The organism is Pseudomonas sp. PH1b (assembly GCF_000633395.1).
Taxonomy (GTDB): domain Bacteria; phylum Pseudomonadota; class Gammaproteobacteria; order Pseudomonadales; family Pseudomonadaceae; genus Aquipseudomonas.
This window is the reverse complement of sequence record NZ_AYMU01000002.1, coordinates 331,383-357,335: the sequence shown is the minus strand read 5'-3', so window position 1 is coordinate 357,335 and position 25,953 is coordinate 331,383. Positions and strand designations below refer to the sequence as shown.

Below are 25,953 nucleotides of genomic sequence, written 5' to 3'. Positions count from 1 at the left end.
CCTCAGTAAGGACACTCAACCCCAATGACGTGCATAGCAGTACCTGCCCCTCATGCCCTGGAGAAAACACCGCAGCAGTTGCTCTACCTGGTGTATGGCAACAACGATGTCTATCGACGCGAAGTGAAATTCAGCATTCTCACCGCTCTCAGCCAACTGAAGAGCGATGAGCCGCTGTGCATCAGGATCATGACCGACCGACCTGAAGACTACGCAGGCTGGCCAGTAGACACCGTGCCACTGTGTGAAATGACCTTGCAGCAATGGCAGGGCGAGAATGGCTACCACCATCGCCGCAAGGCTTGTGCCATGGCCTATGGGCTGACTCTGGCACAGAAGACCCTCTTCGCGGACACCGACACGCTGTTTCTGGCCTGCCCAAACCTGTTGTTGAAGAAGATCCGCCCTCAGCACTACCTGATGGACAGCTTCGAATACCACTGGCGGGACGTCAGCACGCGCCAGACCTACCTCAGGCTCGGCGACTGCCTGCGCCCCCATGGCGTGAAGCCTGATAGCGACTTCAAGCTCTACAACAGCGGCCTGTGCGGCCTGACCGACAGTGACCCACCCCTGCTGGAAGCCTCCATAGGTTTCATCGACAAATGGACCGAGAGCTCGTTCGATATCCACACCATCGAGCAGATCGCCCTGTCCTTCGCCATGCGTGACAAGACGGTGCAGGAGACAAAGAAGCACGTTTATCACTACTTCGGCGAAAAACGCTTCTTCCATGCGATGCAGGCGCACTTCTTCAACCAACACGGAGAAGATTATCGGGGCGAACTTCTCGCCCTGTGCCAGGAGATGCCAAGACGCAGACCACTTCCCCAGCGCTGGCAGCGACTTCAAATCAAATGGCGCCTGCGCAAGCTCAAGGGAGGGTTCAAAAAGATTGGCCGCGACCTCCTCTACGGCAGTGAACTCTCCGACAGTCCCTACCACTCGGCTTGCCGACACGAATGGTGGGAGAATGCCTCCCGTGAAATTGGCCGCTGGGACCGGCAACAGCAGCAGGATCTGCTCAAGCTTCTGAGCCAGGATCATGGCGCCTGGCCCGAGGCCCTGCCCAAGCCCAGCAAGCCAGAGGACCAACAGGCCATCCTGGCCTACCTGCGCAGCAACCTGGCGCCACTAATCGATTGAACCGGCTCCTGAGGCATCGGGCAAAGAGCAGCGCATGCTCTTGCCCATTGCCTTGAGCCAATACGTTAAACTCGCGCCATTGCTGTCTGGAGCTACTTATGCGCGAAGAGTTGAACCAAGGCCTGATCGATTTCCTCAAGGCCTCCCCTACCCCTTTCCATGCCACCGCCAGCCTTGTTCAACGCCTGGAAGCGGCCGGCTATCAACGCCTTGACGAACGCGAGACCTGGACCACCGAAGCCAACGGTCGCTACTACGTCACCCGCAACGACTCCTCGATCGTGGCGTTCAAGCTCGGCCGCCATTCGCCGCTGCAGGGCGGTATCCGCCTGGTGGGTGCCCATACCGACAGCCCCTGCCTGCGGGTCAAGCCGCAGCCGGAACTGCAGCGCCAGGGTTTCTGGCAATTGGGTGTGGAAGTCTATGGCGGCGCCCTGCTGGCCCCGTGGTTCGACCGCGACCTGTCCCTGGCCGGCCGCGTGACCTTCCGCCGCGACGGCAAGGTGGAAAGCCAGCTGATCGACTTCAAGGCACCGATCGCGATCATTCCCAACCTGGCCATCCACCTCAACCGTGAGGCCAACCAGGGCTGGGCGATCAACGCGCAGAACGAACTGCCGCCGATCCTGGCCCAGTTTGCCGGTGACGAGCGGGTGGATTTTCGCGCCGTGCTGACAGACCAACTGGCCCGCGAACACGGCCTGAATGCCGACGTGGTGCTGGACTACGAACTGAGCTTCTACGACACCCAGAGCGCCGCGGTGATCGGCCTGCACGGCGACTTCATCGCCGGTGCGCGCCTGGACAACCTGCTGTCCTGCTACGCCGGGTTGCAAGCCCTGCTGACGGCCGACAGCGAAGAAACCTGCGTGCTGGTGTGCAACGACCACGAAGAAGTCGGTTCCTGCTCGGCCTGCGGCGCCGATGGCCCGATGCTCGAACAGACCCTGCGCCGCCTGCTGCCCGAAGGCGACGAATTCGTGCGTACCATCCAGAAATCCCTGTTGATTTCCGCGGACAACGCCCATGGCGTGCACCCCAACTACGCCGACAAACACGACGCCAACCACGGGCCCAAGCTCAACGCCGGCCCGGTGATCAAGGTCAACAGCAACCAGCGCTACGCCACCAACAGCGAAACTGCCGGTTTCTTCCGCCACCTGTGCATGGCCGAGGAGGTCCCGGTGCAGAGTTTCGTGGTGCGCAGCGACATGGGCTGCGGCTCGACCATCGGCCCGATCACCGCCAGCCACCTGGGGGTGCGCACCGTGGACATCGGCCTGCCGACCTTCGCCATGCATTCGATCCGTGAGCTCTGCGGCAGCCATGACCTGGCCCACCTGGTGAAAGTGCTGAGCGCTTTCTACGCCAGCCACGAGCTGCCCTGATCCACCTGCCGCCACTGCGCGGGGGATTATCAGCCACGCTGACATTGCCAGGGTGGCGATTCCTGAGCGCGGCAGCGGCGGCAAGGACTCCGGCGGCCAACCACCGCCGGTTTCTGATGCACATCAACCCGGGTTGCGACAAAGCGACCTAGACTTATGAGTACTCCTCCTGACAAGGCTGTCGCCATGATCTCGATGTCTTCGTTCCACTCCATGCTCATCCCGATCCTCACGGGCATGATCCTCCTGGCCATCGGCTTCAACTTCCGGGACAAGAACCTCGGCGTGTTCAGCATGTGGATCGGCATGCTGCTGATTCTCGGCACCGTGGTTTACAAGATCCTCGCCAAGCTCGCGGAATAAATGCAGCACTCACCCTCGCATTGAATTTGGCGGCCTCGTACACTCGGTCGATCCATTTTCCCCCGAGGTTGACCGCCCAGTGTTCGCTCGTCTTTTTGCCCTGCCCTGCTATGTGCTTGTCTGCCTGCTGACCCTGCTGCCCCTAGGCAGCGCTCAGGCAGTGGGCCTGCCTGGTTTACTGGGCAACCAGACCAAGGCGCAGCCCCAGGCCGAGGAACCCCTGGGACAATCCCTGGACGAAGTGATCAAGTCCCTGGAGAACGACCAGCAACGGGCCAAGCTGCTGGCGGACCTGAAGAAGCTGCGCGACGCGACGAAAAAAGCCCAGCCCACTCCCGAAGAAGGCGTGCTCGGCCTGATTGGCGGCACCCTGTCGAACCTGGAAAAACAATTTTCCGGTGCTGACAGCCCGGTCACCCGCTGGTCCGACGAGTTCGACCTGGCCCAGGAAGAACTCTCGGCACTGATGCTGCCGGCCAGCCAATGGCTGCCGATCATCTTTGCCTTCGCCTTGATTCTCATGGTCTGGAGCCTGCTGGCGGCGGCGCTGATCTGGCTCAGCCACCGGGTACGCCTGCGCTTCGGCCTCACCGAAGACCTGCCTCAGCATCCCAAGACCTGGGACCTGCTGCGCTTTGCCCTGCGCAAGCTTGGCCCCTGGCTGATCGCTCTGTTGATCACGGTCTACATGACCTACTCCCTGCCTTCGTCCCTGGGCAAGGACCTGGCCATGGTCCTGGCCTACGCCCTGGTGGTCGGCACCTGCTTCTCGGCGATCTGCGTGGTGGCCTTCTCCGTGCTCGACGGCCCGCACCGCCATCGTGCGCTGTACATCCTGCGACGCCAGGCCTTCCGTCCGCTGTGGTGGATCGGCAGTTTCGCCGCCTTTGGCGAGGCCCTGAGCGACCCGCGCATGGTGGCCAGCCTGGGCCAGCACCTGGCCCATACCGCGGCGACCTTCGCCAATGTCATGGCGGCGCTGTCCACCGGGGTGTTCATCCTGCGTTTCCGCCGTCCCATCGCCCACCTGATCCGCAACCAGCCGCTGTCACGGCGCCTGACCCGCCGGGCCTTGAGCGACACCATCGAGATCATCGGCACCTTCTGGTACCTGCCGGCCCTGGTGCTGGTGGGGATTTCGCTGTTCGCCACCTTCGTTTCTGCCGGCGACACCAGCACCGCCCTGCGCCAGTCGCTGCTGTGCACGGTGCTGCTGGTGCTGTGCATGGTGATCAACGGCCTGGTGCGCCGCCATGCGCTCAAGCCCCAGCGCGGGCACAAACGCCACGCGCTGTATTCCGAGCGGCTGAAAAGCTTCTTCTATACCTTGGCCCACCTGATGGTCTGGCTGGCGTTCATCGAACTCGGCCTGCGGGTCTGGGGCCTGTCGCTGATCCGCTTCACCGAAGGCGATGGCCATGAAGTCAGCGTCAAGCTGTTCAGCCTCGGTGGCACGCTGATCTTTGCCTGGCTGATCTGGATCCTCAGCGACACCGCGGTGCACCATGCCCTGACCCGCTCGCGCAAGGGCCTGGCCAACGCTCGCGCACAGACCATGATGCCGTTGATCCGCAACGTGCTGTTCGTGGCGATCTTCATCATTGCCACCATCGTCGCCCTGGCCAACATGGGCATGAACGTCACGCCGCTGCTGGCCGGTGCCGGTGTCATCGGCCTGGCCATCGGTTTTGGCGCCCAGTCCCTGGTGGCAGACCTGATCACCGGTCTGTTCATCATCATCGAAGACTCCCTGGCCATCGACGACTACGTCGACGTCGGCGGCCACCTCGGCACCGTCGAGGGCCTGACCATCCGCACCGTGCGCCTGCGGGACATCGACGGCATCGTCCATACCATTCCCTTCAGCGAGATCAAGAGCATCAAGAACTACTCGCGGGAATTCGGCTACGCGATCTTCCGGGTGGCGATCCCCTACAACATGGAGATCGACGACGCGATCAAGCTGATGCGCGATGTCGGCCAGAAGATGCGCACCGACCCCTTGCAGCGGCGCAATATCTGGTCGCCGCTGGAGATCCAGGGCGTGGAGAGCTTCGAGTCCGGCAGCGCCATCCTGCGGGCCCGGTTCAAGACCGCGCCGATCAAGCAGTGGGAAGTGTCCCGGGCCTTCAACCTGTCCCTCAAGCGCCATCTCGACGAGGCCGGGCTGGACCTGGCCACACCGCGCATGAGCATCCAGGTGATCACCGCCGGCGGCGGTGCACAGACGGCCCAGGAGCCGGCAACCGGTTCCTAGGCCACGTCGACGCCGACATGGATCGCATCATGGCGCCAGAACTCCAGGTCACAGTCGATCAGCCGCTCGTGCTGATCGTAGTTGACCCGAGCGATGCGCAACCCCGGGCTGCCCACCGACACCTTCAAGGCCGCGGCCGCTTCAGGCTGCAATGAGGTGGGCACTATTTCAAAGCGCACCCGACCGTAATGCAGGTCGTAGTGCCGCGCGTAGAGCTCGGTGATCGACTGGTTCAGGTCCAGTTCGAGGATCTTCGGGAAATACTGCGGATTCAGGTAATGCTCGACGTACAGCACCAGTCGATCATCGATGCGCCGTGCCCGACAGATCTGGATCACGCTGGACAGCGCCGGCAGCTGCAGCCACGCACACACCGCCGCTGACGCCGGCAACAGCCGCGCCGATATAACCTCGGTGGAAGGCACTCGCCCCTGGGCGCTGACCATGGCGTGGAAGTGGCTGCGCTGCATCAGGTTGTAGGCCAGCCGTGGCGGCGAGATGAACCAGCCACGACGCTCCTCGCGGTAGATCTGGCCCTGGGCCTCCAGTTGCAGCAGTGCCTCGCGCACGGTGATCCGGGTGGTGTCGAACAACTCGCTGAGCTTGCGTTCGGCAGGCAGCTTGCTCCCGGGTGACAGCAGGCCATGGGCGATCTGTTCCTGCAGGACCTGGCCGATGGCTGTCACCGCTTTGGTTGCCTCAATACGCATCAACGTTACCTATCTGGACTAGACCAGCACTGTTTCAGGGCATCCGAAGGCCTTCGATAGCCCCCTGCCGATCAGCAAAAGCCTAGGCAATGCGTGTGACTGTCCGATGACAGCGCTGCCGAACGGCAGCCCTCGACACCTGCAAATTACCCGCCAGCCCCTTGCATTACGGGTGTTTGGCGATGAACTACGCTTACCCCGCGACGGCCAATCGGCAGCCCGTTTGCTGCCTTCGGCGCCGACACCGACATCAAAGTGTCATCCAAGGGGCCTAGATTGGCTCAGGTATTGCTGACCTAGACCAACTCATCGCAAGACCATCGATAACAACGCTGCGTTGAACACACGCCCAAAGGAGCTTCGGATGAAACAGCTTTTCCTGGCCTCACTGTTAGGTTCGACCATCGCCATGTGCACCGCCGCCATGGCCGCTGACAACGATTTGAAAACCCTGGAAGCCGCCGCCAAGGCGGAAGGTGCGGTCAACAGCGTCGGCATGCCCGATGACTGGGCCAACTGGAAAGGCACCTGGGAGGACCTGGCCAAGACCTACGGTCTCAAGCACATCGACACTGACATGAGTTCGGCCCAGGAAATCGCCAAGTTTGCCGCCGAAAAAGACAACGCCAGCGCCGATATCGGCGACGTTGGCGCCGCCTTCGGCCCGATCGCGGTCAAGCAGGGCGTGGCCCAACCCTACAAGCCAAGCACCTGGGCCCAGGTCCCGGACTGGGCCAAGGACAAGGACGGCAACTGGGCCCTGGCCTACACCGGCACCATCGCCTTCATCATCAACAAGAAGCTGCTGCACGGCTCCGATGCACCGAAAAGCTGGGCCGACCTGGAAAAAGGCAAGTACAAGGTCTCCATCGGTGACGTCAGCACCGCCGCCCAGGCCGCCAACGGCGTACTGGCTGCAGCCATCGCCAAGGGCGGTGACGAGAAGAACATCCAGCCGGCGCTGCTGATGTTCGCCGAGATCGCCAAGCAGGGCCGCCTGTCCCTGGCCAACCCGACCATCGCCACCATGGAAAAGGGTGAAGTGGAAGTCGGCGTGGTCTGGGACTTCAACGGCCTGAGCTACCGCAACAAGATGGTCAACAAGGACGACTACATCGTGCTGATCCCATCGGACGGCTCGGTGATCTCCGGCTACACCACCATCATCAACAAGTACGCCAAGCACCCCAACGCCGCCAAGCTGACCCGTGAATACATCTTCAGCGACGCCGGCCAGACCAACCTGGCTCGCGGCAACGCGCGGCCGATCCGCGCCGAGCACCTGACCCTGCCGGCCGAAGTCCAGGCCAACCTGCTGCCCAACGAGCAGTACAAGCACGTAACGCCGATCAAGGATGCCGATGCCTGGGAGAAAACCTCCAAGGCCCTGCCGCAGAAGTGGCAGGAAGAAGTGATCATCAACATGCAGTAATGCTGCATCCCTGTAGGAGCCGGCTTGCCGGCGAATGGCTCAAAAGCGCTGCCCAGACAAGCGCACACAAGCCACTCGCCGGCAAGCTGGCGCCTACACACCCGATCCCGGAGCCCTCCACCTCATGAAGCACAACGTCATCCTTGTGGTGCTCGATGGCCTCAACCACGAAGTCGCCCGACACGCCATGGGGCACTTGCAGGCCCACGTCGGCGCCGGCCGTGCTGCGTTATACAAGCTGCAATGCGAACTACCCGCGCTCTCGCGCCCGCTGTACGAATGCATCCTCACGGGCGTGCGTCCGATCGACAGCGGCATCGTGCACAACCAGGTCTCGCGCCTGTCCAACCAGCGCAGCCTCTTCCACTACGCCCGCGATGCCGGCCTGACCACTGCTGCCGCGGCCTACCACTGGGTCAGCGAGCTGTACAATCGCTCGCCCTTCAATGCCGCGCAAGACCGGCACACTGCCAACCCTGAATTGCCGATCCAGTACGGCCATTTCTACTGGAGCGATCACTACCCCGATTCCCACCTGTTCGCCGACGCCGAAGACCTGCGCCTGCGCCATCAGCCCAACCTGCTGCTGGTGCACCCGATGAACATCGACGACGCCGGACACAAGCATGGCCTGGACAGTTCGCAATATCGCAACAGCGCGCGCTCGGCGGACATCATCCTCGCCGACTACCTGCAAGGCTGGCTGGATGCCGGCTACCAGGTGCTGGTGACGGCCGACCACGGCATGAACAACGACCGCTCACACAACGGCCTGCTGGCCGAGGAGCGGGAAGTCCCGCTGTTCGTGTTCGGCAACGCCTTCAGCCTCGATCCCGCTGCCGCGCCGAAACAGACCGAACTGTGCGGCACCGTCTGCCAACTGCTGGGCGCGGCCCATGACAAACCTTTCTGCCGGGAGCTGTTGAAGTGAATTCAGTCACCCGCGGCAAATGGCTGGCGGCCTTGTGCCTGGTGCCCTTTGCCCTGTTCTTCATCGTGTTCCAGATCGCCCCGCTGGTGTGGGTACTGATCAACAGCCTGCAATCGGAAGAGTTCGGCTGGGGCCTGGCCAACTTCACCAAGATCTTCAGTTCGAAGTTCTACCTGCAGGCCATCCAGTACAGCCTGGAGATCAGTTTCTGGTCCAGCGTGTTCGGCATCATCATCGCGGTGTTGGGCAGCTATTCCCTGCGCCGGGTGGATTCGCGCCTGCGCAACTTCGTCAATGCCTTCGCCAACATGACCAGCAACTTCGCCGGGGTGCCCCTGGCCTTTGCCTTCATCATCCTGCTGGGCTTCAACGGCACCATCACCATCATGCTCAAGCAGTCGGGGATCATTCAGGACTTCAACCTGTACTCCAAGACCGGGCTGATCATTCTCTACACCTACTTCCAGATCCCCCTGGGGGTGCTGTTGCTTTACCCGGCCTTCGATGCACTGCGCGAAGACTGGCGCGAATCCGCCGCACTGCTGGGGGCCAGCGGCTGGCAGTTCTGGCGGCATATCGGCCTGCCGGTGCTGACCCCGGCGCTGCTCGGCACCTTCGTCATCCTGCTGGCCAACGCCCTGGGCGCCTATGCCACGGTGTATGCCCTGACCACCGGCAACTTCAACGTGCTGCCGATCCGCATCGCCGCCATGGTTTCCGGGGATATTTCCCTGGATCCGAACATGGCCAGCGCCCTGGCTGTGGTGCTGGTGGCACTGATGACCCTGGTGACCATCGTCCATCAGTTGCTGTTGAAGAGGAGCTACCATGTCTCGCGCTGAACAAGGCTCCGCCGTGCTCTACCACCGGGTGGTGGTCTACCTGCTGTTTGCCATTCTGTTGCTGCCCCTGCTGGGGACCTTCGTCTACTCCATCGCCAGCAGCTGGTCGGCGACCATCCTGCCCAGCGGCTTCACCTTCAAGTGGTACCTGCAGCTGTGGAGCGACCCGCGCTTTCTCAATGCCTTCGGCCAGTCGCTGCTGGTCTGCGTGGGTGCGCTGGTGCTCTCGGTGGTGCTGATCCTGCCGCTGCTGTTCGTGGTGCACTACCACTTCCCCAAGCTCGATGCGCTGATGAACATCCTGATCCTGCTGCCCTTCGCAGTGCCGCCGGTGGTGTCCTCGGTGGGCCTGCTGCAGCTCTATGGTTCGGGGCCCTTCGCCATGGTCGGCACGCCATGGATCCTCATCGGCTGCTACTTCACCGTGGCATTGCCCTTCATGTACCGGGCCATCACCAACAACCTGCAGGCGATCAACCTGCGGGACCTGATGGACGCCGCCCAGCTGCTGGGCGCCAGCACCTGGCAGGCGGCGTTCCTGGTGGTTCTGCCGAACCTGCGCAAGGGCCTGATGGTGGCTTTGCTGCTGTCCTTCTCGTTCCTGTTCGGCGAGTTCGTGTTCGCCAACATCCTGGTGGGCACCCGCTATGAAACCCTGCAGGTCTACCTGAACAACATGCGCAACAGCAGCGGCCATTTCACCAGCGCCCTGGTGATTTCCTACTTCTTCTTCGTGCTGCTACTGACCTGGGCCGCCAACATCTTGAACAAGGACAAAAGCCAATGAGCTTCGTCAGCGTCCAACACTTGCAAAAGCACTACGCGGGCACTGCGGTGTTCAGCGACATCAACTGCGAGATCCACAAGGGCGAGTTCGTTACCCTGCTCGGCCCTTCCGGCTGCGGCAAGTCGACCCTGCTGCGCTGCATCGCCGGGCTGACCCCGGTGGATGCCGGCAAGATCCTCCTCGATGGCCAGGACATCGTGCCCCTGAGCCCGCAGAAACGCGGGATCGGCATGGTGTTCCAGAGCTATGCACTGTTCCCCAACATGACCGTGGAGCAGAACGTCGCCTTTGGCCTGCGCATGCAGAAGGTCAACACCGACGACAGCCACAAACGAGTGCTGGAAGCCCTGCAGTTGGTGGAGCTCAATGACTTCGCCAGCCGCTACCCGCACCAACTGTCCGGTGGCCAATGTCAGCGGGTAGCCCTGGCCCGCTCCCTGGTGACCCGGCCACGCCTGTTGTTGCTGGACGAACCGCTGTCGGCCCTGGATGCGCGAATCCGCAAGCACCTGCGCGAGCAGATCCGCAATATCCAGCGGGAGCTGGGGCTGACCACCATTTTCGTTACCCATGATCAGGAAGAGGCCCTGACCATGTCCGACCGGATCTTCCTGATGAACCAGGGCAAGATCGTCCAGAGCGGCGACGCCGAGACCCTCTACACCGCACCGGTGGATGTGTTTGCCGCAGGCTTTATCGGCAACTACAACCTGCTCGATGCCGAGAGCGCCAGCAAGCTGCTGCAGCGACCGGTCAGCGGTCGAATCGCCATTCGCCCGGAAGCCATCGAACTGAGCAAGGAAGGCCAGCTCGACGCCCTTGTCCGCAGCCACAGCCTGCTGGGCAACGTGATTCGCTACCGGGTCGAGGCCCGCGGCGTGGAACTGGTGGTCGATGTGCTGAACCGCTCCGCCGGCGATCTGCACGCCGACGGTCAACGCCTGGCACTTTCCATCGATCCGACGGCCCTGTGTGAGGTAGCCTGATGCCTTTGACACGATTGAACTTGAAGAGAGAGTTGCACTGATGGCCCTGGCAATCTTTGATCTGGACGAGACCCTGATCCACGGCGACTGCGCCACCCTCTGGAGCGAGCAGATGGGCCGCCTGGGCTGGGTCGACCGCGAGTCGTTCATGCGCCGCAACCACGAACTGATGGACGCCTATAGCCACGGCAAGCTGGCCATGGAAGAGTTCATGGCCTTCAGCCTGGAACCCATGGCCGGCCGCACCCCGGAGGAAGTCGCGCACCTGGTGGAGCCCTGGGTCGAGGACGTGATCGAGCCGATCATCTTCAGCGACGCCTGCAAAGCCATCGCCGCCCATCGCCAGGCCGGCGACCGGATCCTGGTGATCTCTGCCTCGGGCACCCATTTGGTCAAGCCGATTGCCGCGCGCCTGGGCATCGACGAAGTGCTGGGGATCGAGCTGGAAGTCCGGCACGGGGTCTACACCGGCCAGACCCTGGGCACCCTGACCTATCGCGAAGGCAAGATCACCCGCCTGCTGGAGTGGCTGGATGCCGAGGAAGAGAACCTGGAGGGCGCAACCTTCTATTCCGATTCGCGCAATGACTTGCCGCTGCTGTTGCGGGTGGATCACCCCCAGGTGGTAAACCCGGACCCGGTCCTGCGCGAGCACGCGCAAAAGGCCGGCTGGCCGATCCATCACTGGAAATGAGCACGGCAGGAGCCGGCATGCCGGCTCCGCCAGGGGTTACGCCAGACTGGCGTCGATCACCAGAACCAGCTTGCCCGAGACCTGATTGGTCGCCAGTTCTGCAAAAGCCGCTTCGGCCTCCAGGATCGGGAAGGTCTTGGCCAGTTGCGGGCTCAAGCGCCCTTCACTGAACAGCGGCCAGACATTCTGTCCAAGGTCGCTGAGCAGGTCGGCCTTGAACTGCTCGTTGCGGCTGCGCAAGGTCGAGCCCAGCAACTGGATGCGCTTGGCCAGCACCTGCGCGAGATCCAGTTGTGCGGTACGCCCGCCCATCAGGCCAATCAGCACCCAACGCCCGTCCAGGGCCGACACCTTCAGGTTATCGGCGGCGTAGCTGGCTCCCACCGGATCGAGAATCACATCAAAAGGACCGAAGTCCCGCAGGGCCTCCAGGCCATCGCCGCGAATCACGCCGCCCTGCGCGCCGAGACTTTCACAATAGGCCAGCCGCTCGGCCGAACCAACGCTGACCCAACACGGGTTGCCAAAGGCCTTGCACAGTTGGATGGCGGCGGAACCGACACCACTGGCCCCGGCATGCAGCAACACCTTTTCCCCTGGCTTGAGCGCCGCCAGCTGGAACAGGTTCAGCCAGGCCGTGGCGTAGACCTCAGGCAATGCCGCCGCCTGCGCCAGGGACAGCCCCTCGGGCACCGGCAGCACATGACGCGCATCCACCACCACTTCTTCGGCCATGCCGCCACCAGCCAGCAACGCGCAGACCCGGTCACCGACTTGCCAGGACGAACCCGGGCCCACTTCGCTGATCACCCCCGAGCATTCCAGGCCCAGTACCTGGCTGGCTCCCGGAGGTGGAGGATAGAGCCCTGCGCGTTGCAACAGATCGGCCCGATTGAGGCCCGCAGCCGCCACGCGGATACGAACCTGCCCTACATCACAGGCAGGACTTGGCTCTTCAACCCACTCCACATGACCTTCAACGCCTTGCAATGCTTTCACAGTGCCTCCATAGTGAGTCTGGACTGAGCCCGGAGCGGTAGCACCGGGCTTTTTGCATTATGCGACCGGTCCTTATGGAACCGGCGACTTCAAAGACGGCCTAATATGCGTTATCAATTGCCCCCGCGTCGAATCAGCATGAAGCATTTGTTCCCCAGCACCGCCCTCGCTCTTTTCATTGGTCTCGGCCTCCTGCCGATGTCGACCAATACGTTCGCAGCCAATAGCTGGGACAATCTTCAGCCCGATCGCGATGAGGTAATTGCCAGCCTCAATGTTGTTGAACTGCTCAAACGTCACCATTACAGCAAGCCGCCGCTGGATGATGCACGCTCGGTGATCATCTACGACAGCTACCTGAAGCTGCTGGATCCATCGCGCAGCTACTTCATGGCCAGCGATATCGCGGAGTTCGACAAATGGAAAACCCAGTTTGACGACTTCCTGAAAAGCGGCGACCTGAACGCCGGCTTCACCATCTACAAACGTTATCTGGACCGGGTCAAATCCCGCCTGGATTTCGCCCTGGCCGAGCTCAACAAGGGTGTCGACAAGATCGACTTCACCACCAAGGAAACCTTGCTGATCGATCGCAAGGACGCACCTTGGCTCAAGACCACCGCTGAACTCGACGACCTGTGGCGCAAGCGCGTCAAGGACGAAGTGCTGCGGATGAAGATCGCCGGCAAGGATCCCAAGCAGATCCAGGAAACCCTGACCAAGCGCTACAAGAACCAGCTGGCGCGCCTGGACCAGACCCGTGCCGAAGACATCTTCCAGGCCTACATCAACACCTTCGCCATGTCCTACGACCCGCACACCAATTATCTGTCACCGGATAACGCGGAAAACTTCGACATCAACATGAGCCTGTCGCTGGAAGGCATTGGCGCCGTGTTGCAGAGCGACAACGACCAGGTCAAGGTCGTGCGCCTGGTGCCGGCAGGCCCGGCGGACAAGACCAAGCAAGTGGCCCCGGCAGACAAGATCATCGGTGTTGCCCAGGGCAACAAGGAAATGGTCGACGTGGTGGGCTGGCGCCTGGACGAAGTGGTCAAGCTGATCCGCGGTCCGAAAGGCACCCTGGTGCGCCTGGAAGTGATTCCGGCCAGCAATGCGCCGAACGACCAGACCAGCAAGATCGTGCCGATCACCCGCGAAGCGGTGAAGCTTGAAGATCAGGCGGTGAAGAAGTCGATCCTCAACCTCAAGCAGGACGGCAAGGACTACAAGCTCGGGGTGATCGAGATCCCGGCCTTCTACCTGGACTTCAAGGCCTTCCGTGCCGGTGACCCGGACTACAAGAGCACCACTCGCGATGTGAAGAAGCTGCTGACCGAGCTGCAGAAAGACAAGGTCGACGGCGTGGTCATCGACCTGCGCAACAACGGCGGCGGTTCCCTCCAGGAAGCCACCGAGCTGACCAGCCTGTTCATCGACAAGGGCCCCACCGTGCTGGTGCGCAACGCCGACGGTCGCGTGGACGTGCTGGAAGACGAAAACCCCGGCGCCTTCTACAAGGGCCCGATGGCCCTCCTGGTCAATCGTCTCTCGGCTTCAGCCTCGGAAATCTTCGCAGGCGCCATGCAGGACTACCATCGTGCGCTGATCATCGGCGGCCAGACCTTCGGCAAAGGCACCGTGCAGACCATTCAACCGCTCAATCATGGCGAGCTGAAACTGACCCTGGCCAAGTTCTACCGGGTTTCCGGGCAGAGCACCCAGCATCAGGGCGTGCTGCCGGATATCGGCTACCCGTCGATCATCGACACCAAGGAAATCGGCGAAAGCGCGCTGCCTGAAGCCATGCCCTGGGACACCATCCGCCCGGCCATCAAGCCGGCGGTGGATCCGTTCAAGCCGTTCCTGGCCCAGCTCAAGGCCGAACATGAAAGCCGCTCGGCGAAAGATCCGGAGTTCGTGTTCATCCGCGACAAGCTGGCCCTGGCGCAGAAGCTGATGGCGGAAAAAACCGTCAGCCTCAACGAAGCCGACCGCCGTGCCCAGCATGCCGATATCGAAGCCAAGCAACTGGCCCTGGAAAACGCCCGTCGCAAGGCCAAGGGCGAAGAGCCGCTCAAAGAGCTGAAGAAAGAAGACGAGGATGCACTGGCCGCTGCCGAACCGGACAAGACCAAGCCGGAAGACGACGCCTACCTGAGCGAAACCGGGCGTATCCTGCTGGACTATCTGAAGCTCAACACCTCGGTGGCCAAGCACTGAAGATGATGGCAATTTAATTCGATCGCTCCTCGGATCGTCATTAAACAGTCATCATTCTGTCGTGAAATAAAGGACCGGGCGCCGCTCTCTCACCAGAGCCGCGCCCGGTCCTTTTTTTATCGACAGAGATTGCCATGACCACGACCGAACAGCTGAGTGCATTGAGTTCAATCCTGGCTCAAAGCGGTTTGCACAGCCTGTTCCAGCCCATCATCTCTGTCTCCGAGCGGCGCATCCTGGGGTACGAGGCCTTGAGCCGGGGCCCCTCCAACAGCCCGCTGCACTCACCCGTGGCGCTGTTCGCCGTGGCCCGCCAGGCCGGTCGCCTGAGCGAGCTGGAGATTGCCTGCCGCCATAGCGCCTGCAAACGCTTCAATGAGCAGCAACTGCCCGGCAAGCTCTTCCTCAACGTCTCTCCAGAGTCGCTGCTGGAGGCGACTCACCAGCCCGGACGCACCCTGCAACTGCTTCAAGACTTCGGTATTCCGCCCAGCCAGGTAGTGATCGAACTCACCGAGCAGACACCGATCGATGATTTCCAACTGCTGCAGAATGCCTTGCATCACTACCGCGACATGGGCTTCTCCATCGCTCTGGATGATCTGGGCGCCGGCTATTCCAGCCTGCGCCTGTGGTCCGAGCTGCGCCCGGACTATGTGAAGATCGACCGGCACTTTATCGACGGCATCCACCAGGACGCGCTCAAGCGCGAGTTCGTCGGCTCGATCCTGCAGATCGCCAAGGCCTCCCGCGCCCAGGTGATCGCCGAAGGAATCGAGAGGGTCGAGGAACTGGCGGTACTCACCGAGATGGGGGTCGATCTGATGCAGGGCTACCTGCTGTGCCGCCCCCAGGAACAACCGCCCCGGGATGCCCGGGCGATGATGCCCAAACATGACAGCACTTGCGTGGTACTCAACGATGAGGGCAGCGACCTCAGCGCATTGCTCAACGAGCAGCCGGCCGTGGCCCGCAACACGCCGACGGCCAATGTATTGGAAGCCTTCCGTCGACAGGCCAACCTCAATTCCCTGGCGGTCCTCGACGAGCGGGGCCAGCCCTGCGGGATCGTTCATCGGCATTCACTTTCCGATGCCCTGCTCAAGCCTTTCGCCACCGACCTGTTCGCCCGCAAGCCCATCAGCCGCCTGATGAACGATGATTTTCTCGCCGTCGAACTCAGCCAATCCCTGCAGCAGGTCAGTCGCCTGATCACCAGCCGCGCCCGGCAGCGCATCGAGGAAGACTTCATCATCACCCTCGACGGCCATTACCTGGGGCTGGGCCGGGTAATCGACGTGCTCAAGCTGATTACCGAGCTGAAGATCCAGCAGGCCCGCTACGCCAACCCGCTGACCCTGCTACCGGGCAACGTGCCCATCCAGCAGTGCCTGACCCGCCTGCTGCAGCAAGGACGGGAATCGGTGATCTGCTACGTGGACATCGACAGCTTCAAGCCCTTCAACGATATCTACGGTTATGGCCGTGGCGACGAAGTACTGCTGTGTCTGGCGCAATGCCTGAACGATCGGGTGGACCCGAGCCGCGACTTCGTCGGGCATATCGGCGGTGATGATTTTCTGCTGGTGCTCGGGCCGCACGACTGGCGCAAGCGCCTGAATCAACTATTGGATGACTTCCATAGCCAGTGCCGACGCTTCTATCGCAGCGAACACCTGGAGGCGGGGTGTTTCATCGCACTCAACCGACAAGGCCAGCGCCAGGAATTCCCCCTGCTGTCGTTGTCCATCGGTGTGGTGCATTTACATCCACAGGCCTGTGGGCAACTGGACTCCAGCCAGTTGGCGGAGTTGGCCTCTCAAGCCAAGCACCACGCCAAGAATGTGCAGGGCTACAGCATCCATGTGATCGACAGCCTGGAAGCGGCAGCCCGCCTGGGGGACGCCCCCCTCAATGAACCGGTGCGGGATCGGGATCCGCCGACTGATTTAACTGCGTCAGCTTGAGGTCCGCCAGAGGATGCCCGGCCTTGGCCGAAAGCGTCCACCAACGAGCCGCTTCAGCGACGTCTGGAGCCTTGCTGGCAGAGCCTGCAAGGCTGATCACCCCCAGTTGATAGGCGGCCTTGCCATCTCCCGCCAACGCGGCCAGGCGCAGCAGGCGAATACCTTCTTCCCGCGCGCCGAGCCCCTGGCCGCGAAAGGTCAGGATGTGCCCGTAGAAACTTTGCGCGTCGACATCGCCCAGGTTGGCCATTCGCGCGAACTGCCCTTCCATCCAGCGCCAGCTGCGGGGTTCGCGGACAAACCACGGCCAATGAAACAACCGTCGCGCCAGCCAGTAACTGACCCTTGCCTTGAGTCGCAGGAACATTCAAGCCTCCGCTGATTCGGGGTACTCGTATTCGAACACACGCACCACTTCCGAGGCGTGCCATGAAGCCGCCGCCACACCATCGGAAGGCCCGGAGAAACGCCCCAGGCGCTCCACGCATTCAAAGAAGCCAGTGCGCGGCAGGCGACTGGCTCCCTGGCTGATCACCAGGGAGCTGCGCAACGGCTGCTCGGCCCGTGCATCCAGGGCCGCCAGATGCTCCAGCGCGGCGGTCAGGGTCTGCATGGCCGGCGTGGGCAGCTGCAATCGCTCAAGCAGCGCCCGATAGGTTAAAAGATGACGTTGACGACGGGCCTGATCCAGCTCACCCAACAGCCCATCCCAGTGCTGACGACTGATCCGTACACTCACGATTGTTCCCTCCACCCCGGCACCGTCAATTCCCAGGCCAGGCTGCGGCGAATTGCAGCGTCGGGTTGACGCTCGCCACTTTCAATCAGGGCCAGGTAAGACGGACTGATACCTACTTTGCGAGCCAGCGCCTCGATGGCGATGCCCTTCCCTTCGCGCAGATTGCGTAATTGATCCAGCCCTGGAAGATTCTGGGCCGGTGTAGCTGCCTGAGGCGTTGCGGCAGCTTGCGGTGATTGATCGGTGAGGCCTGCGGCTGACAATAAAGCTTGATACTGAGCCCACGGCAGAACCGCATATTCGGGTTCGCCATTGCGTTCAATAATCTGAATATCCATTACTACCCCGTAGGACAACGACACTTAGCGAGTCGGACTTTTCCCTTGAAGTGTAATCCTAACAGCGGCAACGGTCGCGGGGAGCATGATTGTTAAGGCAGACGGTGAATCACCTCAGTTTTTCCGGGGAGCTTCCAATTGCAGTTGCTCCGCGGTCTCGGGCAGGCGTTCGACCACCGCGAGCTTTTCCGGCACCTGGCGGTCGCGCCAGGCGCGAAATGCACTGAGTTCGTCATCCAGGACTTTCATCAACCAGGCCAACACGGCAATGTCGTCGAGCATGCCGAACAGCGGGATGAAATCGGGGATCGCATCCACCGGGCTGAGAAAATACATCAAGCCCGCCACCACCGATAGCAGCGCCTTGGGACTAATGGCCCGGTACTCTCCTCGCCAATAGGCCAGGCACAACGCCTGCAGCAGGCGCAGGTCGTCTTTGACCTGGCCCAGGCGGCCGCCCTGGCTGGCGCCCTTGCTGGCCACCGCGAACAGCAGCGTCGGCAAGCGACCTCGACTCAGCAACCGCCCCGCCAGGGGCAGGAAGCGGGCAAAGTTCCACGGTGCTTTCATCATCACCCCACTGAAATGTTATCCACACAAATTGTGGATAACCTTGTGAACAGAGCTATTTTTCACGGCTGAAAGCCCCGTTTCATAAGGGCTGAGCTCAGATCGGGCGTTTTTTACTCACATAAAAAAACCCATAATTTCATTGACTTGGCAGCCTTCAACGACTACCTACCACCGATACTCTGTTCAGACTGCCTACGGTGCCGTCAGTTCGGATTTTTTACCCGCCCTACCCTGCAGAAACGACAACGCCCCGTAAGAACGGGGCGTTGTCGCTTCAGGCGCTGACGCAGGTTACTTGGCGGCGTCCTGCTTGGCTGGATCCTTGATACCCAGCAGTTCCAGTTCGAATACCAGCACCGAGTTGGCTGGAATCGACGGGCTTGGGCTTTGGGCGCCGTAGGCCAGATCGCTAGGAATGAACAGCTTGTACTTCTCACCCACATGCATCAACTGCAGGCCTTCAACCCAGCCCGGGATCACGCCGCTGACCGGCAGGTCAATCGGGCTGCCACGCTCAACCGAGCTGTCGAATACGGTGCCGTTGGTCAAAGTACCGGTGTAGTGAACGGTGACCACATCAGTCGGCTTGGGCTGAGGGCCGTCGGCCTTCTTCTCCACTTCATACTGCAGGCCGGAAGCAGTGGTGGTTACACCGGCTTTCTTGCCGTTTTCCTCGAGGAACTTCTTGCCGGCCGCAGCCGACTCTTCGCTCATCTTGGCCATGCGCTCTTCAGCACGCTTTTGCAGCGCGGCAAAGGCTTCGACCAATTCGTCATCCTTCAGCTTCTGTTCTTTCTTGCCGACGGCATCTTCGATGCCCTGGGCTACCGCTTTGGAATCCAGGTCATCCATGCCTTCCTGAGCAAGACTCTTGCCCATGTTCAGGCCGATACCGTAGGAAGCTTTTTGCGCCGGGGTTTTCAGCTCTACGCTGGTCTGCGAGTCACAACCCGCAAGTACCAGGCTAACCAGGGCCACCGCCGCCGCCAACCGATGCTGTTTCATGCTATTTCCTTGTTCATGCGCCTAAAGGGCAATCGAATAAAGTCGCGAGCTTATCAGGCGGCCACGACCAATGGCTACCGGCATAAGAGCAGTAAACCGCTGATAAGTTCACGTCTTTAAACGCATTTTGTGTCTGGGATACGCCCCGTTCAGGCAAATGGCCGAGGCGCTTGAAAGAGCGCAAATAACCATAGCGCAAGTAATGGCTACTTGCCGCGCCAGATGGGCTCAGGCATAAGGAAGCGAAATTCGACAAGGAAGTACATCTTGCGCCTCATCTACCGTGTATTGCTGTTGATTGCCGTGTTGATCGGCATTGTCCTGGCCGTGGTCCTGTACTACATCGCCAACCCGAAACTTCCCGACTATGTACCTGCCGAGCAGGTGCACTACCTGGATCAGTGGGACGCCGCCGACCGCCAGACCTACTATTTCACCCCCCAGGGGACCCAGGTCAAAGGCCTGCGCTATGAATGGTTCGGCGCTCTGGAACTGCCCTTCTCCGAGCAGCCCTTCGCCGCGCCCGAATACCTGGCACGCTTCGGCTTCCTGGTAGAACCCGGACAAAAGGCCACTACCCAGAACCCCGGCAACCTGCCGGTCGGATTCGCCCGCCATCAGAACCCTGGCAGCTCCGAGCAGTACCTGGACATCACCTGCGCCGCCTGTCACACCGGGGAACTGCGCTTCAACCATCAGGCGCTGCGCATCGACGGTGGCTCTGCACAACACGTGCTGCCCTCCAGCGTGCCGACCTTGCGCGGCGGCAGCTTTGGCCAGGCCCTGGTGGCCAGCCTGGCTGCAACCTATTACAACCCGTGGAAATTCGAGCGCTTCGCCCGCAAGGTGCTGGGAGCGGACTACGACGCGCAACATGAACAGCTACGCAAGGACTTCAAGGCCTCGCTGGACACCTTCCTGCAGGTGGCCTGGAACGACACTCACCGTGGTCTCTACCCCACTCTGGAAGGCCCAGGGCGCACCGATGCCTTCGGGCGCATTGCCAACGCCAGTTTCGGCGACGCCATTTCCCCGGACAACTACCGCATCGCCAACGCTCCGGTGGACTATCCGCAGCTGTGGGACATCTGGACCTTCGACTGGGTGCAGTGGAACGGCTCGGCGCAGCAACCCATGGCGCGCAATATCGGCGAAGCCCTGGGAGTTGGCGCCACCCTGAACCTGTTCGACGCCAACGGCCAGCCACTGACCGGCGACGCCCGCTACCCTTCCAGCGTTCGGGTTCGCGACCTCAATCACATCGAGGAAACCCTGCAGCGGCTCAAGCCGCCGACCTGGCCGGAAACACTCTTGGGCAGCATCGACAAACCCCTCGCCGCCAAGGGACGCACGCTGTTCACCGAACATTGCGCCGGTTGCCACGTCCCTACCGTGAGCGAAAGCAACGGCCGGCCGGTGCAGCAACTGAAGATGCTGCCGGTCTCGGTGATTGGCACCGACCCGAACTCGGCGAACAATATCGCCGACCTGCGCTACGACCTGAGCCCCCTGCAGTGGGACACCGCGGAACTCGCCAAGTCCAATGTGGAATTGCACCCAACGCCCACCGAGCCGCTGGATCTGCGCCAACTCTCGGCCGCCAAGGGTCTTGCCTACATCACGGCCTTCGTCGAGGAGCGTGCCTACCGCGACGCCAAGGTCACCCCCGAAGAGCAACCGCGCCTGGACGGCTACGGGCTACCGATCGGCGTACGTGAACTGCGGGCCTACAAAGCCCGTCCCCTGGCCGGCGTCTGGGCGACCCCGCCCTACCTGCACAACGGCTCGGTACCCAACCTGTATCAACTGCTGTCCCCGCAATCAGAACGTGCCATCACCTTTTATCGCGGCACCTTCGAGTACGACCCCAAGCACCTGGGTTATCGACCGGAAGCCTTCAAGAACGGCTTCGAATTCGACACTCGCATCAGCGGCAACCACAACAGTGGCCACGAATTCCGCGCCGGCCAGCGTGGCAACGGCGTCATCGGTCCGCTGCTGCAACCTGAAGAGCGCTGGGCGTTGCTGGAATACTTGAAAGTGCTGGGCGGACCGCTGGAGTCGCAACTGCCATGAAACTCGATCTCGCAAGAAAACGACCGTCCCTGCTGGGCAGACTCTGGCTGCGCCTCGGCGCGTTGCTGGGCAATACTCTGTTGGTGCTGCTGTTACTCGGCCTGGTGGGCTGGGCCCTGGCCAGCGCCTGGTTCGCCTGGCAACACCGCGGCCCGGTGGCCGTGCAGGAGCAGATCCCCGCCGGTGAAGCCGAACGCACCCAGGACATCATTCAGACCGCAGTGCGCATTGTCGATCAGCACCGCGAGGGCACTCGCTACCTGCGCGATGCCCACGCCAAGGCTCACGGCTGCGTGAAGGCGCAAGTTCAGGTATTGAAGGACTTGAGCCCGGAACTGCGCCAGGGAGTGTTCGCCAGCCCCGGCCAGACCTGGCAGGCGACCGTGCGCCTGTCCAACGGCAATGCCTACCCGCAGTTCGACAGCATTCGCGATGCCCGGGGCATGGCGATCAAGCTGCTGGATGTTCCCGGGCAGCAACTGCTGCCATCCGAATCAGCACGGCAGGAACAGGACTTCGTGATGTTCAATCATCCGAACTTCTTCGTCAGTGATGTAGCCGAGTATCAGCAGAACATCGCGGCCCAGGCCGACGGCAAGAAAGTCACTGCCTTCTTCCCCGGCTGGGATCCACGCAGCTGGCAAGTGCGGCACCTGTTCATTGCCCTGGCGACCTTGTCCCCGGCACCGGCCAGCCCGACCCAGACCACCTACTTCTCGGTCTCACCCTACAAATTCGGCAACGCCAACGCCAAGTTCCGCGTCATGCCGGACCCGGACAGCTGCCCGTCCTACAACCTGCCGACGCAGAACCGGGACCTGCCCAACTTCCTGCGCAGCGCCTTGACCCAGCAGCTGTCCACCGACCGGATAGCGGCCTGCTTTGTGCTGCAGATCCAGCGTCAGGACCCAAGCCGGTTCATGCCGATCGAAGACACCAGCATCGAATGGAAAGAAAGCGACGCGCCCTTCGAGACCGTCGCCCGCATGACCATTCCCGCCCAGGACTTCGACACGCCGGCACAGAACCTGGCCTGCGACAACCAGTCCTTCAATCCCTGGTTCGGCCTGGAAGCACACCGCCCCATCGGCGGCATCAACCGCCTGCGCAAGGCGGTGTACGAAGCGGTCAGCGACTACCGGCACAGCCGTAACGCCGAACAGTAATCCAGAAACGAAAAAAGCGGCCTGATGGCCGCTTTCTCTTTGGGTGCAAGGTATGGACAGTACCAAACCCCGGACAGCAAAAAGCCCGCGTTAGCGGGCTTTTTGTGGTGACCTGGCGTTCAGTGTTCCAGGTTACCGAATATGGCGCAGCGGACGGGACTCGAACCCGCGACCCCCGGCGTGACAGGCCGGTATTCTAACCGACTGAACTACCGCTGCGCGTAGCGTTGAAAGTAAGTGGTGGGTGATGACGGGATCGAACCGCCGACATTCTGCTTGTAAGGCAGACGCTCTCCCAGCTGAGCTAATCACCCTTTACCTTCGTTGCGGGGCGCATTATGCCACAGAAATTCTTAAAGTGTTGATTTAATTAATAATTTTATTAAAAAAACCAAATTTCCATGAACATCAACACAACCCACGTAACTCTTTACAGCAAAAAGCCCGCGTTAGCGGGCTTTCCGTGGTGACCTGGCGTTCAGTGTTCCAGGTTACCGAATATGGCGCAGCGGACGGGACTCGAACCCGCGACCCCCGGCGTGACAGGCCGGTATTCTAACCGACTGAACTACCGCTGCGCGTAACACTGAATGCGAATGGTGGGTGATGACGGGATCGAACCGCCGACATTCTGCTTGTAAGGCAGACGCTCTCCCAGCTGAGCTAATCACCCTTCACGTTCGGTGTGGCGCGCATTCTACGGAGCAGTCTCTACTCTGGCAAGCACTTTTTATAATAATTTTTTCAGGCCTTCCAAAGGCTTAGGAAGGGTTGGCCTGAGCAGCTGCGCGGAGAATAATGCTCTCCTTTGTATAAAGGAGAGATTCACCCCATGTGGTTCAAAAACCTGCTGATCTATCGCCTGACCCAAGATCTGCCTTTTGATGCTGAGGCGCTGGAAACTGCACTGGCGACCAAACTGGCGCGCCCCTGTGCAAGCCAGGAGTTGACCACTTACGGCTTCGTCGCCCCTTTCGGCAAAGGTGAAGACGCGCCATTGGTCCACGTCAGCCAGGACTTCCTGCTGGTGGCCGCGCGCAAAGAAGAACGTATCCTACCCGGTAGCGTGGTACGCGACGCGGTCAAGGAAAAGGTCGAAGAGATCGAGGCCGAGCAAATGCGCAAGGTCTATAAAAAGGAACGCGATCAGATCAAGGATGAAATCATCCAGGCGTTCCTGCCCCGAGCCTTTATCCGCCGCTCCTCGACCTTCGCCGCCATCGCCCCGAAACAGGGCCTGATCCTGGTCAACTCGGCCAGCCCAAAACGCGCCGAAGACCTGCTCTCCACCCTGCGCGAAGTCCTCGGCACCCTGCCAGTACGCCCGCTGACCGTGAAGATCGCACCGACCGCGATCATGACCGACTGGGTCAAGACCCAGAAAGCCGCCGACGACTTCTTTGTCCTCGACGAATGCGAACTGCGCGATACCCACGAAGACGGCGGTATCGTGCGCTGCAAGCGCCAGGACCTGACCAGTGAAGAAATCCAGCTGCACCTGAGCACCGGCAAAGTGGTCACCCAACTGTCCCTGGCCTGGCAGGACAAACTGTCTTTCATGCTCGACGACAAGATGACGGTCAAGCGCCTGAAGTTCGAAGACCTGCTGCAGGATCAGGCCGAACAGGACGGTGGGGATGAGGCCCTGGGCCAGCTCGACGCCAGCTTCACTCTGATGATGCTGACCTTCGGCGATTTCCTGCCGGCGCTGTTCGAAGCCCTGGGCGGCGAGGAAATCCCCCAGGGGATCTGATCCACCCGCTCCAGAGAGTACCTGCAGGGCCCCGCACAATCACCGCCGGCGGGCCGCCTCCTGCAACTAGACGCCACCGCAACAGGTGGCGTTTTCACATAATCGGGAACAGATCATGCGCGCACTGGCTGCACTGAGTCGTTTCGTCGGTAACACCTTCGCTTACTGGGTATTGATCTTTGCCGTGCTGGCATTCTTCCAGCCCGCCTGGTTCGTCGGGCTCAAGGGCGCCATCGTGCCGTTGCTGGGCCTGGTAATGTTCGGCATGGGCCTGACCCTCAAGCTCGAGGACTTCGCCGCAGTCGCCCGCCACCCCTGGCGCGTGGCCCTGGGTGTGGTTGCCCACTTCGTGATCATGCCCGGCGTGGCCTGGGTGCTGTGCCAAGCCTTCCAGCTGCCGCCGGAAATCGCCGTCGGGGTAATCCTGGTCGGCTGCTGCCCCAGCGGGACTTCGTCCAATGTGATGACCTGGCTGGCCAAGGGTGACCTGGCGCTGTCAGTGGCCATTGCCGCGGTGACTACCCTGCTCGCCCCCCTGCTGACCCCGGCACTGATCTGGTTGCTGGCTTCGGCCTGGCTGCCGGTGTCCTTCATGGAGCTGTTCTGGTCGATCCTGCAGGTGGTGCTGCTGCCGATCGTGCTGGGAGTGGTTGCCCAGCGCCTGCTGGGCGAACGAGTACACCATGCGGTGGATGTACTGCCGCTGGTATCAGTAGTAAGCATCGTCATTATCGTGACGGCCGTGGTGGCCGCCAGCCAGGTAAAAATCGCCGAGTCCGGCTTGCTGATCATGGCCGTGGTGATGCTGCACAACAGCTTCGGCTACCTGCTGGGCTATTTCACCGGCCGCCTGTTCAAGCTGCCCCTGGCCCAGCGCAAATCCCTGGCCCTGGAAGTCGGCATGCAGAACTCCGGCTTGGGCGCCGCCCTGGCCAGCGCCCACTTCTCGCCGTTGGCGGCGGTGCCAAGCGCCTTGTTCAGCGTCTGGCACAATATTTCCGGAGCCCTGCTCTCGACTTATTTCCGGCGCATGCAGGATCAGCCCGAGCAAAAACTGGAAACATTGCCCCCGCATCACTGAACAAAAAATCCCGTGCACCGGATATTTTGGGCAGTATACTGCGCAATGCGAGGACGACCTCGCACTCATTAGAGTGACCAATCCTGGGGACGACCCCATCAACCGATGAGGTCAGCATGTCCTGGATCATTTTGTTTTTTGCCGGTTTGTTCGAAGTGGGTTGGGCCGTCGGCCTGAAATACACCGATGGCTTCAGCCGCCCGCTACCCACCGCCCTGACGGTCATCGCCATGGCCATCAGTCTCGGCCTGCTGGGCCTGGCGATGAAGGAGCTGCCCCTGGGCACCGCCTACGCGATCTGGACCGGGGTTGGCGCAATCGGCACCGTGATTGCCGGCATCATTCTGTTCGGCGAATCCATGGCATTGGTGCGCCTGGCCAGCGTGGCACTGATCATTGCCGGCCTTGTGGGCCTGAAGGTCAGTGCCAGCTGAACCACTTCCTGGCAAAAACAAAAACGCCCGCAGCATTGCGGGCGTTTTCATTTGCACTCGGAG

The 25,953-nt window shown here is 61.4% G+C and carries 24 protein-coding genes and 4 tRNA genes; 17 read left to right on the top strand and 11 right to left on the bottom strand.

The features are described 5' to 3' along the window. Nucleotides 1–24 precede the first annotated feature (24 nt). The 4 genes from U873_RS0104330 to U873_RS0104315 all read left to right on the top strand — a co-directional run bounded on the left by U873_RS0104330 (nucleotide 25) and on the right by U873_RS0104315 (nucleotide 5,154). Nucleotides 25–1,146 carry a hypothetical protein gene (locus U873_RS0104330; protein WP_025127065.1) on the top strand — a complete coding sequence of 374 codons (1,122 nt, stop codon included), beginning with the start codon at nucleotides 25–27 and terminating at the stop codon, nucleotides 1,144–1,146. 98 nt (nucleotides 1,147–1,244) lie between these two features. Continuing rightward, entirely contained in the window at nucleotides 1,245–2,534 is a 1,290-nt protein-coding gene (locus U873_RS0104325) for a M18 family aminopeptidase (protein WP_025127064.1), read from the top strand. A 156-nt stretch (nucleotides 2,535–2,690) separates the two neighbouring features. Next, nucleotides 2,691–2,897 (top strand): hypothetical protein, encoded by a 207-nt coding sequence (locus tag U873_RS36570; protein WP_157838058.1) that lies wholly within the window; start codon nucleotides 2,691–2,693, stop codon nucleotides 2,895–2,897. A 79-nt stretch (nucleotides 2,898–2,976) separates the two neighbouring features. Next, nucleotides 2,977–5,154: a mechanosensitive ion channel family protein gene (locus U873_RS0104315; RefSeq protein ID WP_025127063.1), complete on the top strand. Its 2,178-nt coding sequence runs from the start codon at nucleotides 2,977–2,979 to the stop codon at nucleotides 5,152–5,154. Here U873_RS0104315 and U873_RS0104310 read toward each other — a convergent pair. Beyond that, nucleotides 5,151–5,864 carry a UTRA domain-containing protein gene (locus U873_RS0104310; protein ID WP_025127062.1) on the bottom strand — a complete coding sequence of 238 codons (714 nt, stop codon included), beginning with the start codon at nucleotides 5,862–5,864 and terminating at the stop codon, nucleotides 5,151–5,153. The genes U873_RS0104315 and U873_RS0104310 overlap by 4 nt on opposite strands. Nucleotides 5,865–6,228: 364 nt before the next feature. Between U873_RS0104310 and U873_RS0104305 the strand changes: the two genes are divergently transcribed. From U873_RS0104305 to U873_RS0104280, 6 genes are all read left to right on the top strand, one after another. Beyond that, nucleotides 6,229–7,296 (top strand): ABC transporter substrate-binding protein, encoded by a 1,068-nt coding sequence (locus tag U873_RS0104305; RefSeq protein WP_025127061.1) that lies wholly within the window; start codon nucleotides 6,229–6,231, stop codon nucleotides 7,294–7,296. A gap of 124 nt (nucleotides 7,297–7,420) precedes the next feature. Next, nucleotides 7,421–8,227, top strand: a complete 807-nt coding sequence (locus U873_RS0104300) for an alkaline phosphatase family protein (protein ID WP_025127060.1) — start codon at nucleotides 7,421–7,423, stop codon at nucleotides 8,225–8,227. Further along, complete coding sequence (locus tag U873_RS0104295; RefSeq protein ID WP_025127059.1) at nucleotides 8,224–9,069, top strand: ABC transporter permease subunit; 846 nt, start codon at nucleotides 8,224–8,226, stop codon at nucleotides 9,067–9,069. The genes U873_RS0104300 and U873_RS0104295 overlap by 4 nt, the downstream gene beginning before the upstream one ends. Continuing rightward, the gene (locus U873_RS0104290) at nucleotides 9,056–9,856 is read left to right on the top strand and encodes an ABC transporter permease (protein ID WP_025127058.1); all 801 of its coding nucleotides are present in this window, start codon (nucleotides 9,056–9,058) and stop codon (nucleotides 9,854–9,856) included. The genes U873_RS0104295 and U873_RS0104290 overlap by 14 nt, the downstream gene beginning before the upstream one ends. Further along, complete coding sequence (locus U873_RS0104285) at nucleotides 9,853–10,842, top strand: ABC transporter ATP-binding protein (RefSeq protein WP_025127057.1); 990 nt, start codon at nucleotides 9,853–9,855, stop codon at nucleotides 10,840–10,842. Before U873_RS0104290 ends, U873_RS0104285 begins: the two co-directional genes overlap by 4 nt. A 40-nt stretch (nucleotides 10,843–10,882) precedes the next feature. Continuing rightward, complete coding sequence (locus U873_RS0104280) at nucleotides 10,883–11,536, top strand: HAD family phosphatase (RefSeq protein WP_025127056.1); 654 nt, start codon at nucleotides 10,883–10,885, stop codon at nucleotides 11,534–11,536. 36 nt (nucleotides 11,537–11,572) lie between these two features. Here U873_RS0104280 and U873_RS0104275 read toward each other — a convergent pair whose 3' ends face one another. Then, complete coding sequence (locus U873_RS0104275) at nucleotides 11,573–12,535, bottom strand: zinc-binding dehydrogenase (protein ID WP_025127055.1); 963 nt, start codon at nucleotides 12,533–12,535, stop codon at nucleotides 11,573–11,575. A gap of 138 nt (nucleotides 12,536–12,673) precedes the next feature. Here U873_RS0104275 and U873_RS0104270 point away from each other — a divergent pair, with 138 nt between their 5' ends. Then, on the top strand, nucleotides 12,674–14,758 hold the full coding sequence (locus U873_RS0104270; protein WP_177330228.1) for a carboxy terminal-processing peptidase: 2,085 nt from the start codon (nucleotides 12,674–12,676) through the stop codon (nucleotides 14,756–14,758). A 134-nt stretch (nucleotides 14,759–14,892) separates the two neighbouring features. After that, nucleotides 14,893–16,725: a bifunctional diguanylate cyclase/phosphodiesterase gene (locus U873_RS0104265; protein ID WP_025127053.1), complete on the top strand. Its 1,833-nt coding sequence runs from the start codon at nucleotides 14,893–14,895 to the stop codon at nucleotides 16,723–16,725. On the opposite strand, the gene U873_RS0104260 is transcribed toward U873_RS0104265, so the two are convergent. The 5 genes from U873_RS0104260 to U873_RS0104245 all read right to left on the bottom strand — a co-directional run bounded on the left by U873_RS0104260 (nucleotide 16,670) and on the right by U873_RS0104245 (nucleotide 19,380). Further along, complete coding sequence (locus U873_RS0104260; protein ID WP_025127052.1) at nucleotides 16,670–17,092, bottom strand: sel1 repeat family protein; 423 nt, start codon at nucleotides 17,090–17,092, stop codon at nucleotides 16,670–16,672. The genes U873_RS0104265 and U873_RS0104260 overlap by 56 nt on opposite strands. Then, nucleotides 17,093–17,464 carry a hypothetical protein gene (locus U873_RS0104255; RefSeq protein WP_007898892.1) on the bottom strand — a complete coding sequence of 124 codons (372 nt, stop codon included), beginning with the start codon at nucleotides 17,462–17,464 and terminating at the stop codon, nucleotides 17,093–17,095. Further along, on the bottom strand, nucleotides 17,461–17,802 hold the full coding sequence (locus U873_RS34985) for a helix-turn-helix transcriptional regulator (protein ID WP_081818604.1): 342 nt from the start codon (nucleotides 17,800–17,802) through the stop codon (nucleotides 17,461–17,463). The genes U873_RS0104255 and U873_RS34985 overlap by 4 nt, the downstream gene beginning before the upstream one ends. A 114-nt stretch (nucleotides 17,803–17,916) precedes the next feature. Then, nucleotides 17,917–18,372, bottom strand: coding sequence for a YkvA family protein (locus U873_RS0104250; protein WP_025127051.1), 456 nt, complete (start codon nucleotides 18,370–18,372; stop codon nucleotides 17,917–17,919). Nucleotides 18,373–18,666: 294 nt separating this feature from the next. Next, the gene (locus U873_RS0104245; protein ID WP_025127050.1) at nucleotides 18,667–19,380 is read right to left on the bottom strand and encodes an FKBP-type peptidyl-prolyl cis-trans isomerase; all 714 of its coding nucleotides are present in this window, start codon (nucleotides 19,378–19,380) and stop codon (nucleotides 18,667–18,669) included. 267 nt (nucleotides 19,381–19,647) lie between these two features. On the opposite strand from U873_RS0104245, the gene U873_RS0104240 reads away from it, so the two are divergent. Further along, nucleotides 19,648–21,456 (top strand): di-heme-cytochrome C peroxidase, encoded by a 1,809-nt coding sequence (locus U873_RS0104240; RefSeq protein ID WP_025127049.1) that lies wholly within the window; start codon nucleotides 19,648–19,650, stop codon nucleotides 21,454–21,456. A gap of 29 nt (nucleotides 21,457–21,485) precedes the next feature. Next, a complete protein-coding gene (locus U873_RS0104235; protein WP_025127048.1) occupies nucleotides 21,486–22,622 on the top strand; it encodes a catalase family protein in 1,137 nt (378 codons plus the stop codon). Between the two features lie 142 nt (nucleotides 22,623–22,764). On the opposite strand, the gene U873_RS0104230 is transcribed toward U873_RS0104235, so the two are convergent. The 4 genes from U873_RS0104230 to U873_RS0104215 all read right to left on the bottom strand — a co-directional run bounded on the left by U873_RS0104230 (nucleotide 22,765) and on the right by U873_RS0104215 (nucleotide 23,295). Beyond that, a tRNA-Asp gene (locus U873_RS0104230) sits at nucleotides 22,765–22,841 on the bottom strand. A 19-nt stretch (nucleotides 22,842–22,860) separates the two neighbouring features. Beyond that, nucleotides 22,861–22,936 (bottom strand) — tRNA-Val (locus U873_RS0104225). A gap of 187 nt (nucleotides 22,937–23,123) precedes the next feature. After that, nucleotides 23,124–23,200, bottom strand: a tRNA-Asp gene (locus tag U873_RS0104220). A gap of 19 nt (nucleotides 23,201–23,219) precedes the next feature. Then, nucleotides 23,220–23,295, bottom strand: a tRNA-Val gene (locus U873_RS0104215). A 159-nt stretch (nucleotides 23,296–23,454) separates the two neighbouring features. On the opposite strand from U873_RS0104215, the gene rdgC reads away from it, so the two are divergent. From rdgC to sugE, 3 genes are all read left to right on the top strand, one after another. After that, on the top strand, nucleotides 23,455–24,375 hold the full coding sequence (rdgC, locus tag U873_RS0104210; protein WP_025127047.1) for a recombination-associated protein RdgC: 921 nt from the start codon (nucleotides 23,455–23,457) through the stop codon (nucleotides 24,373–24,375). A 115-nt stretch (nucleotides 24,376–24,490) separates the two neighbouring features. Beyond that, nucleotides 24,491–25,456 (top strand): bile acid:sodium symporter family protein, encoded by a 966-nt coding sequence (locus tag U873_RS0104205; RefSeq protein ID WP_025127046.1) that lies wholly within the window; start codon nucleotides 24,491–24,493, stop codon nucleotides 25,454–25,456. 116 nt (nucleotides 25,457–25,572) lie between these two features. Next, nucleotides 25,573–25,890 (top strand): quaternary ammonium compound efflux SMR transporter SugE, encoded by a 318-nt coding sequence (gene sugE / locus U873_RS0104200; RefSeq protein ID WP_025127045.1) that lies wholly within the window; start codon nucleotides 25,573–25,575, stop codon nucleotides 25,888–25,890. Nucleotides 25,891–25,953: the final 63 nt, after the last annotated feature.

Coding starts and splice junctions, on each gene's coding strand:
- rdgC (WP_025127047.1), top strand. CDS start 23,455: ATGTGGTTCAAAAACCTGCTGATCTATCGCCTGACCCAAGATCTGCCT.
- U873_RS34985 (WP_081818604.1), bottom strand. CDS start 17,802: ATGGATATTCAGATTATTGAACGCAATGGCGAACCCGAATATGCGGTT.
- U873_RS0104245 (WP_025127050.1), bottom strand. CDS start 19,380: ATGAAACAGCATCGGTTGGCGGCGGCGGTGGCCCTGGTTAGCCTGGTA.
- U873_RS0104305 (WP_025127061.1), top strand. CDS start 6,229: ATGAAACAGCTTTTCCTGGCCTCACTGTTAGGTTCGACCATCGCCATG.
- U873_RS0104285 (WP_025127057.1), top strand. CDS start 9,853: ATGAGCTTCGTCAGCGTCCAACACTTGCAAAAGCACTACGCGGGCACT.
- U873_RS0104270 (WP_177330228.1), top strand. CDS start 12,674: ATGAAGCATTTGTTCCCCAGCACCGCCCTCGCTCTTTTCATTGGTCTC.
- U873_RS0104205 (WP_025127046.1), top strand. CDS start 24,491: ATGCGCGCACTGGCTGCACTGAGTCGTTTCGTCGGTAACACCTTCGCT.
- U873_RS36570 (WP_157838058.1), top strand. CDS start 2,691: ATGAGTACTCCTCCTGACAAGGCTGTCGCCATGATCTCGATGTCTTCG.
- U873_RS0104280 (WP_025127056.1), top strand. CDS start 10,883: ATGGCCCTGGCAATCTTTGATCTGGACGAGACCCTGATCCACGGCGAC.
- U873_RS0104250 (WP_025127051.1), bottom strand. CDS start 18,372: ATGAAAGCACCGTGGAACTTTGCCCGCTTCCTGCCCCTGGCGGGGCGG.
- U873_RS0104300 (WP_025127060.1), top strand. CDS start 7,421: ATGAAGCACAACGTCATCCTTGTGGTGCTCGATGGCCTCAACCACGAA.
- U873_RS0104325 (WP_025127064.1), top strand. CDS start 1,245: ATGCGCGAAGAGTTGAACCAAGGCCTGATCGATTTCCTCAAGGCCTCC.
- U873_RS0104260 (WP_025127052.1), bottom strand. CDS start 17,092: ATGTTCCTGCGACTCAAGGCAAGGGTCAGTTACTGGCTGGCGCGACGG.
- U873_RS0104310 (WP_025127062.1), bottom strand. CDS start 5,864: ATGCGTATTGAGGCAACCAAAGCGGTGACAGCCATCGGCCAGGTCCTG.
- sugE (WP_025127045.1), top strand. CDS start 25,573: ATGTCCTGGATCATTTTGTTTTTTGCCGGTTTGTTCGAAGTGGGTTGG.
- U873_RS0104330 (WP_025127065.1), top strand. CDS start 25: ATGACGTGCATAGCAGTACCTGCCCCTCATGCCCTGGAGAAAACACCG.
- U873_RS0104265 (WP_025127053.1), top strand. CDS start 14,893: ATGACCACGACCGAACAGCTGAGTGCATTGAGTTCAATCCTGGCTCAA.
- U873_RS0104290 (WP_025127058.1), top strand. CDS start 9,056: ATGTCTCGCGCTGAACAAGGCTCCGCCGTGCTCTACCACCGGGTGGTG.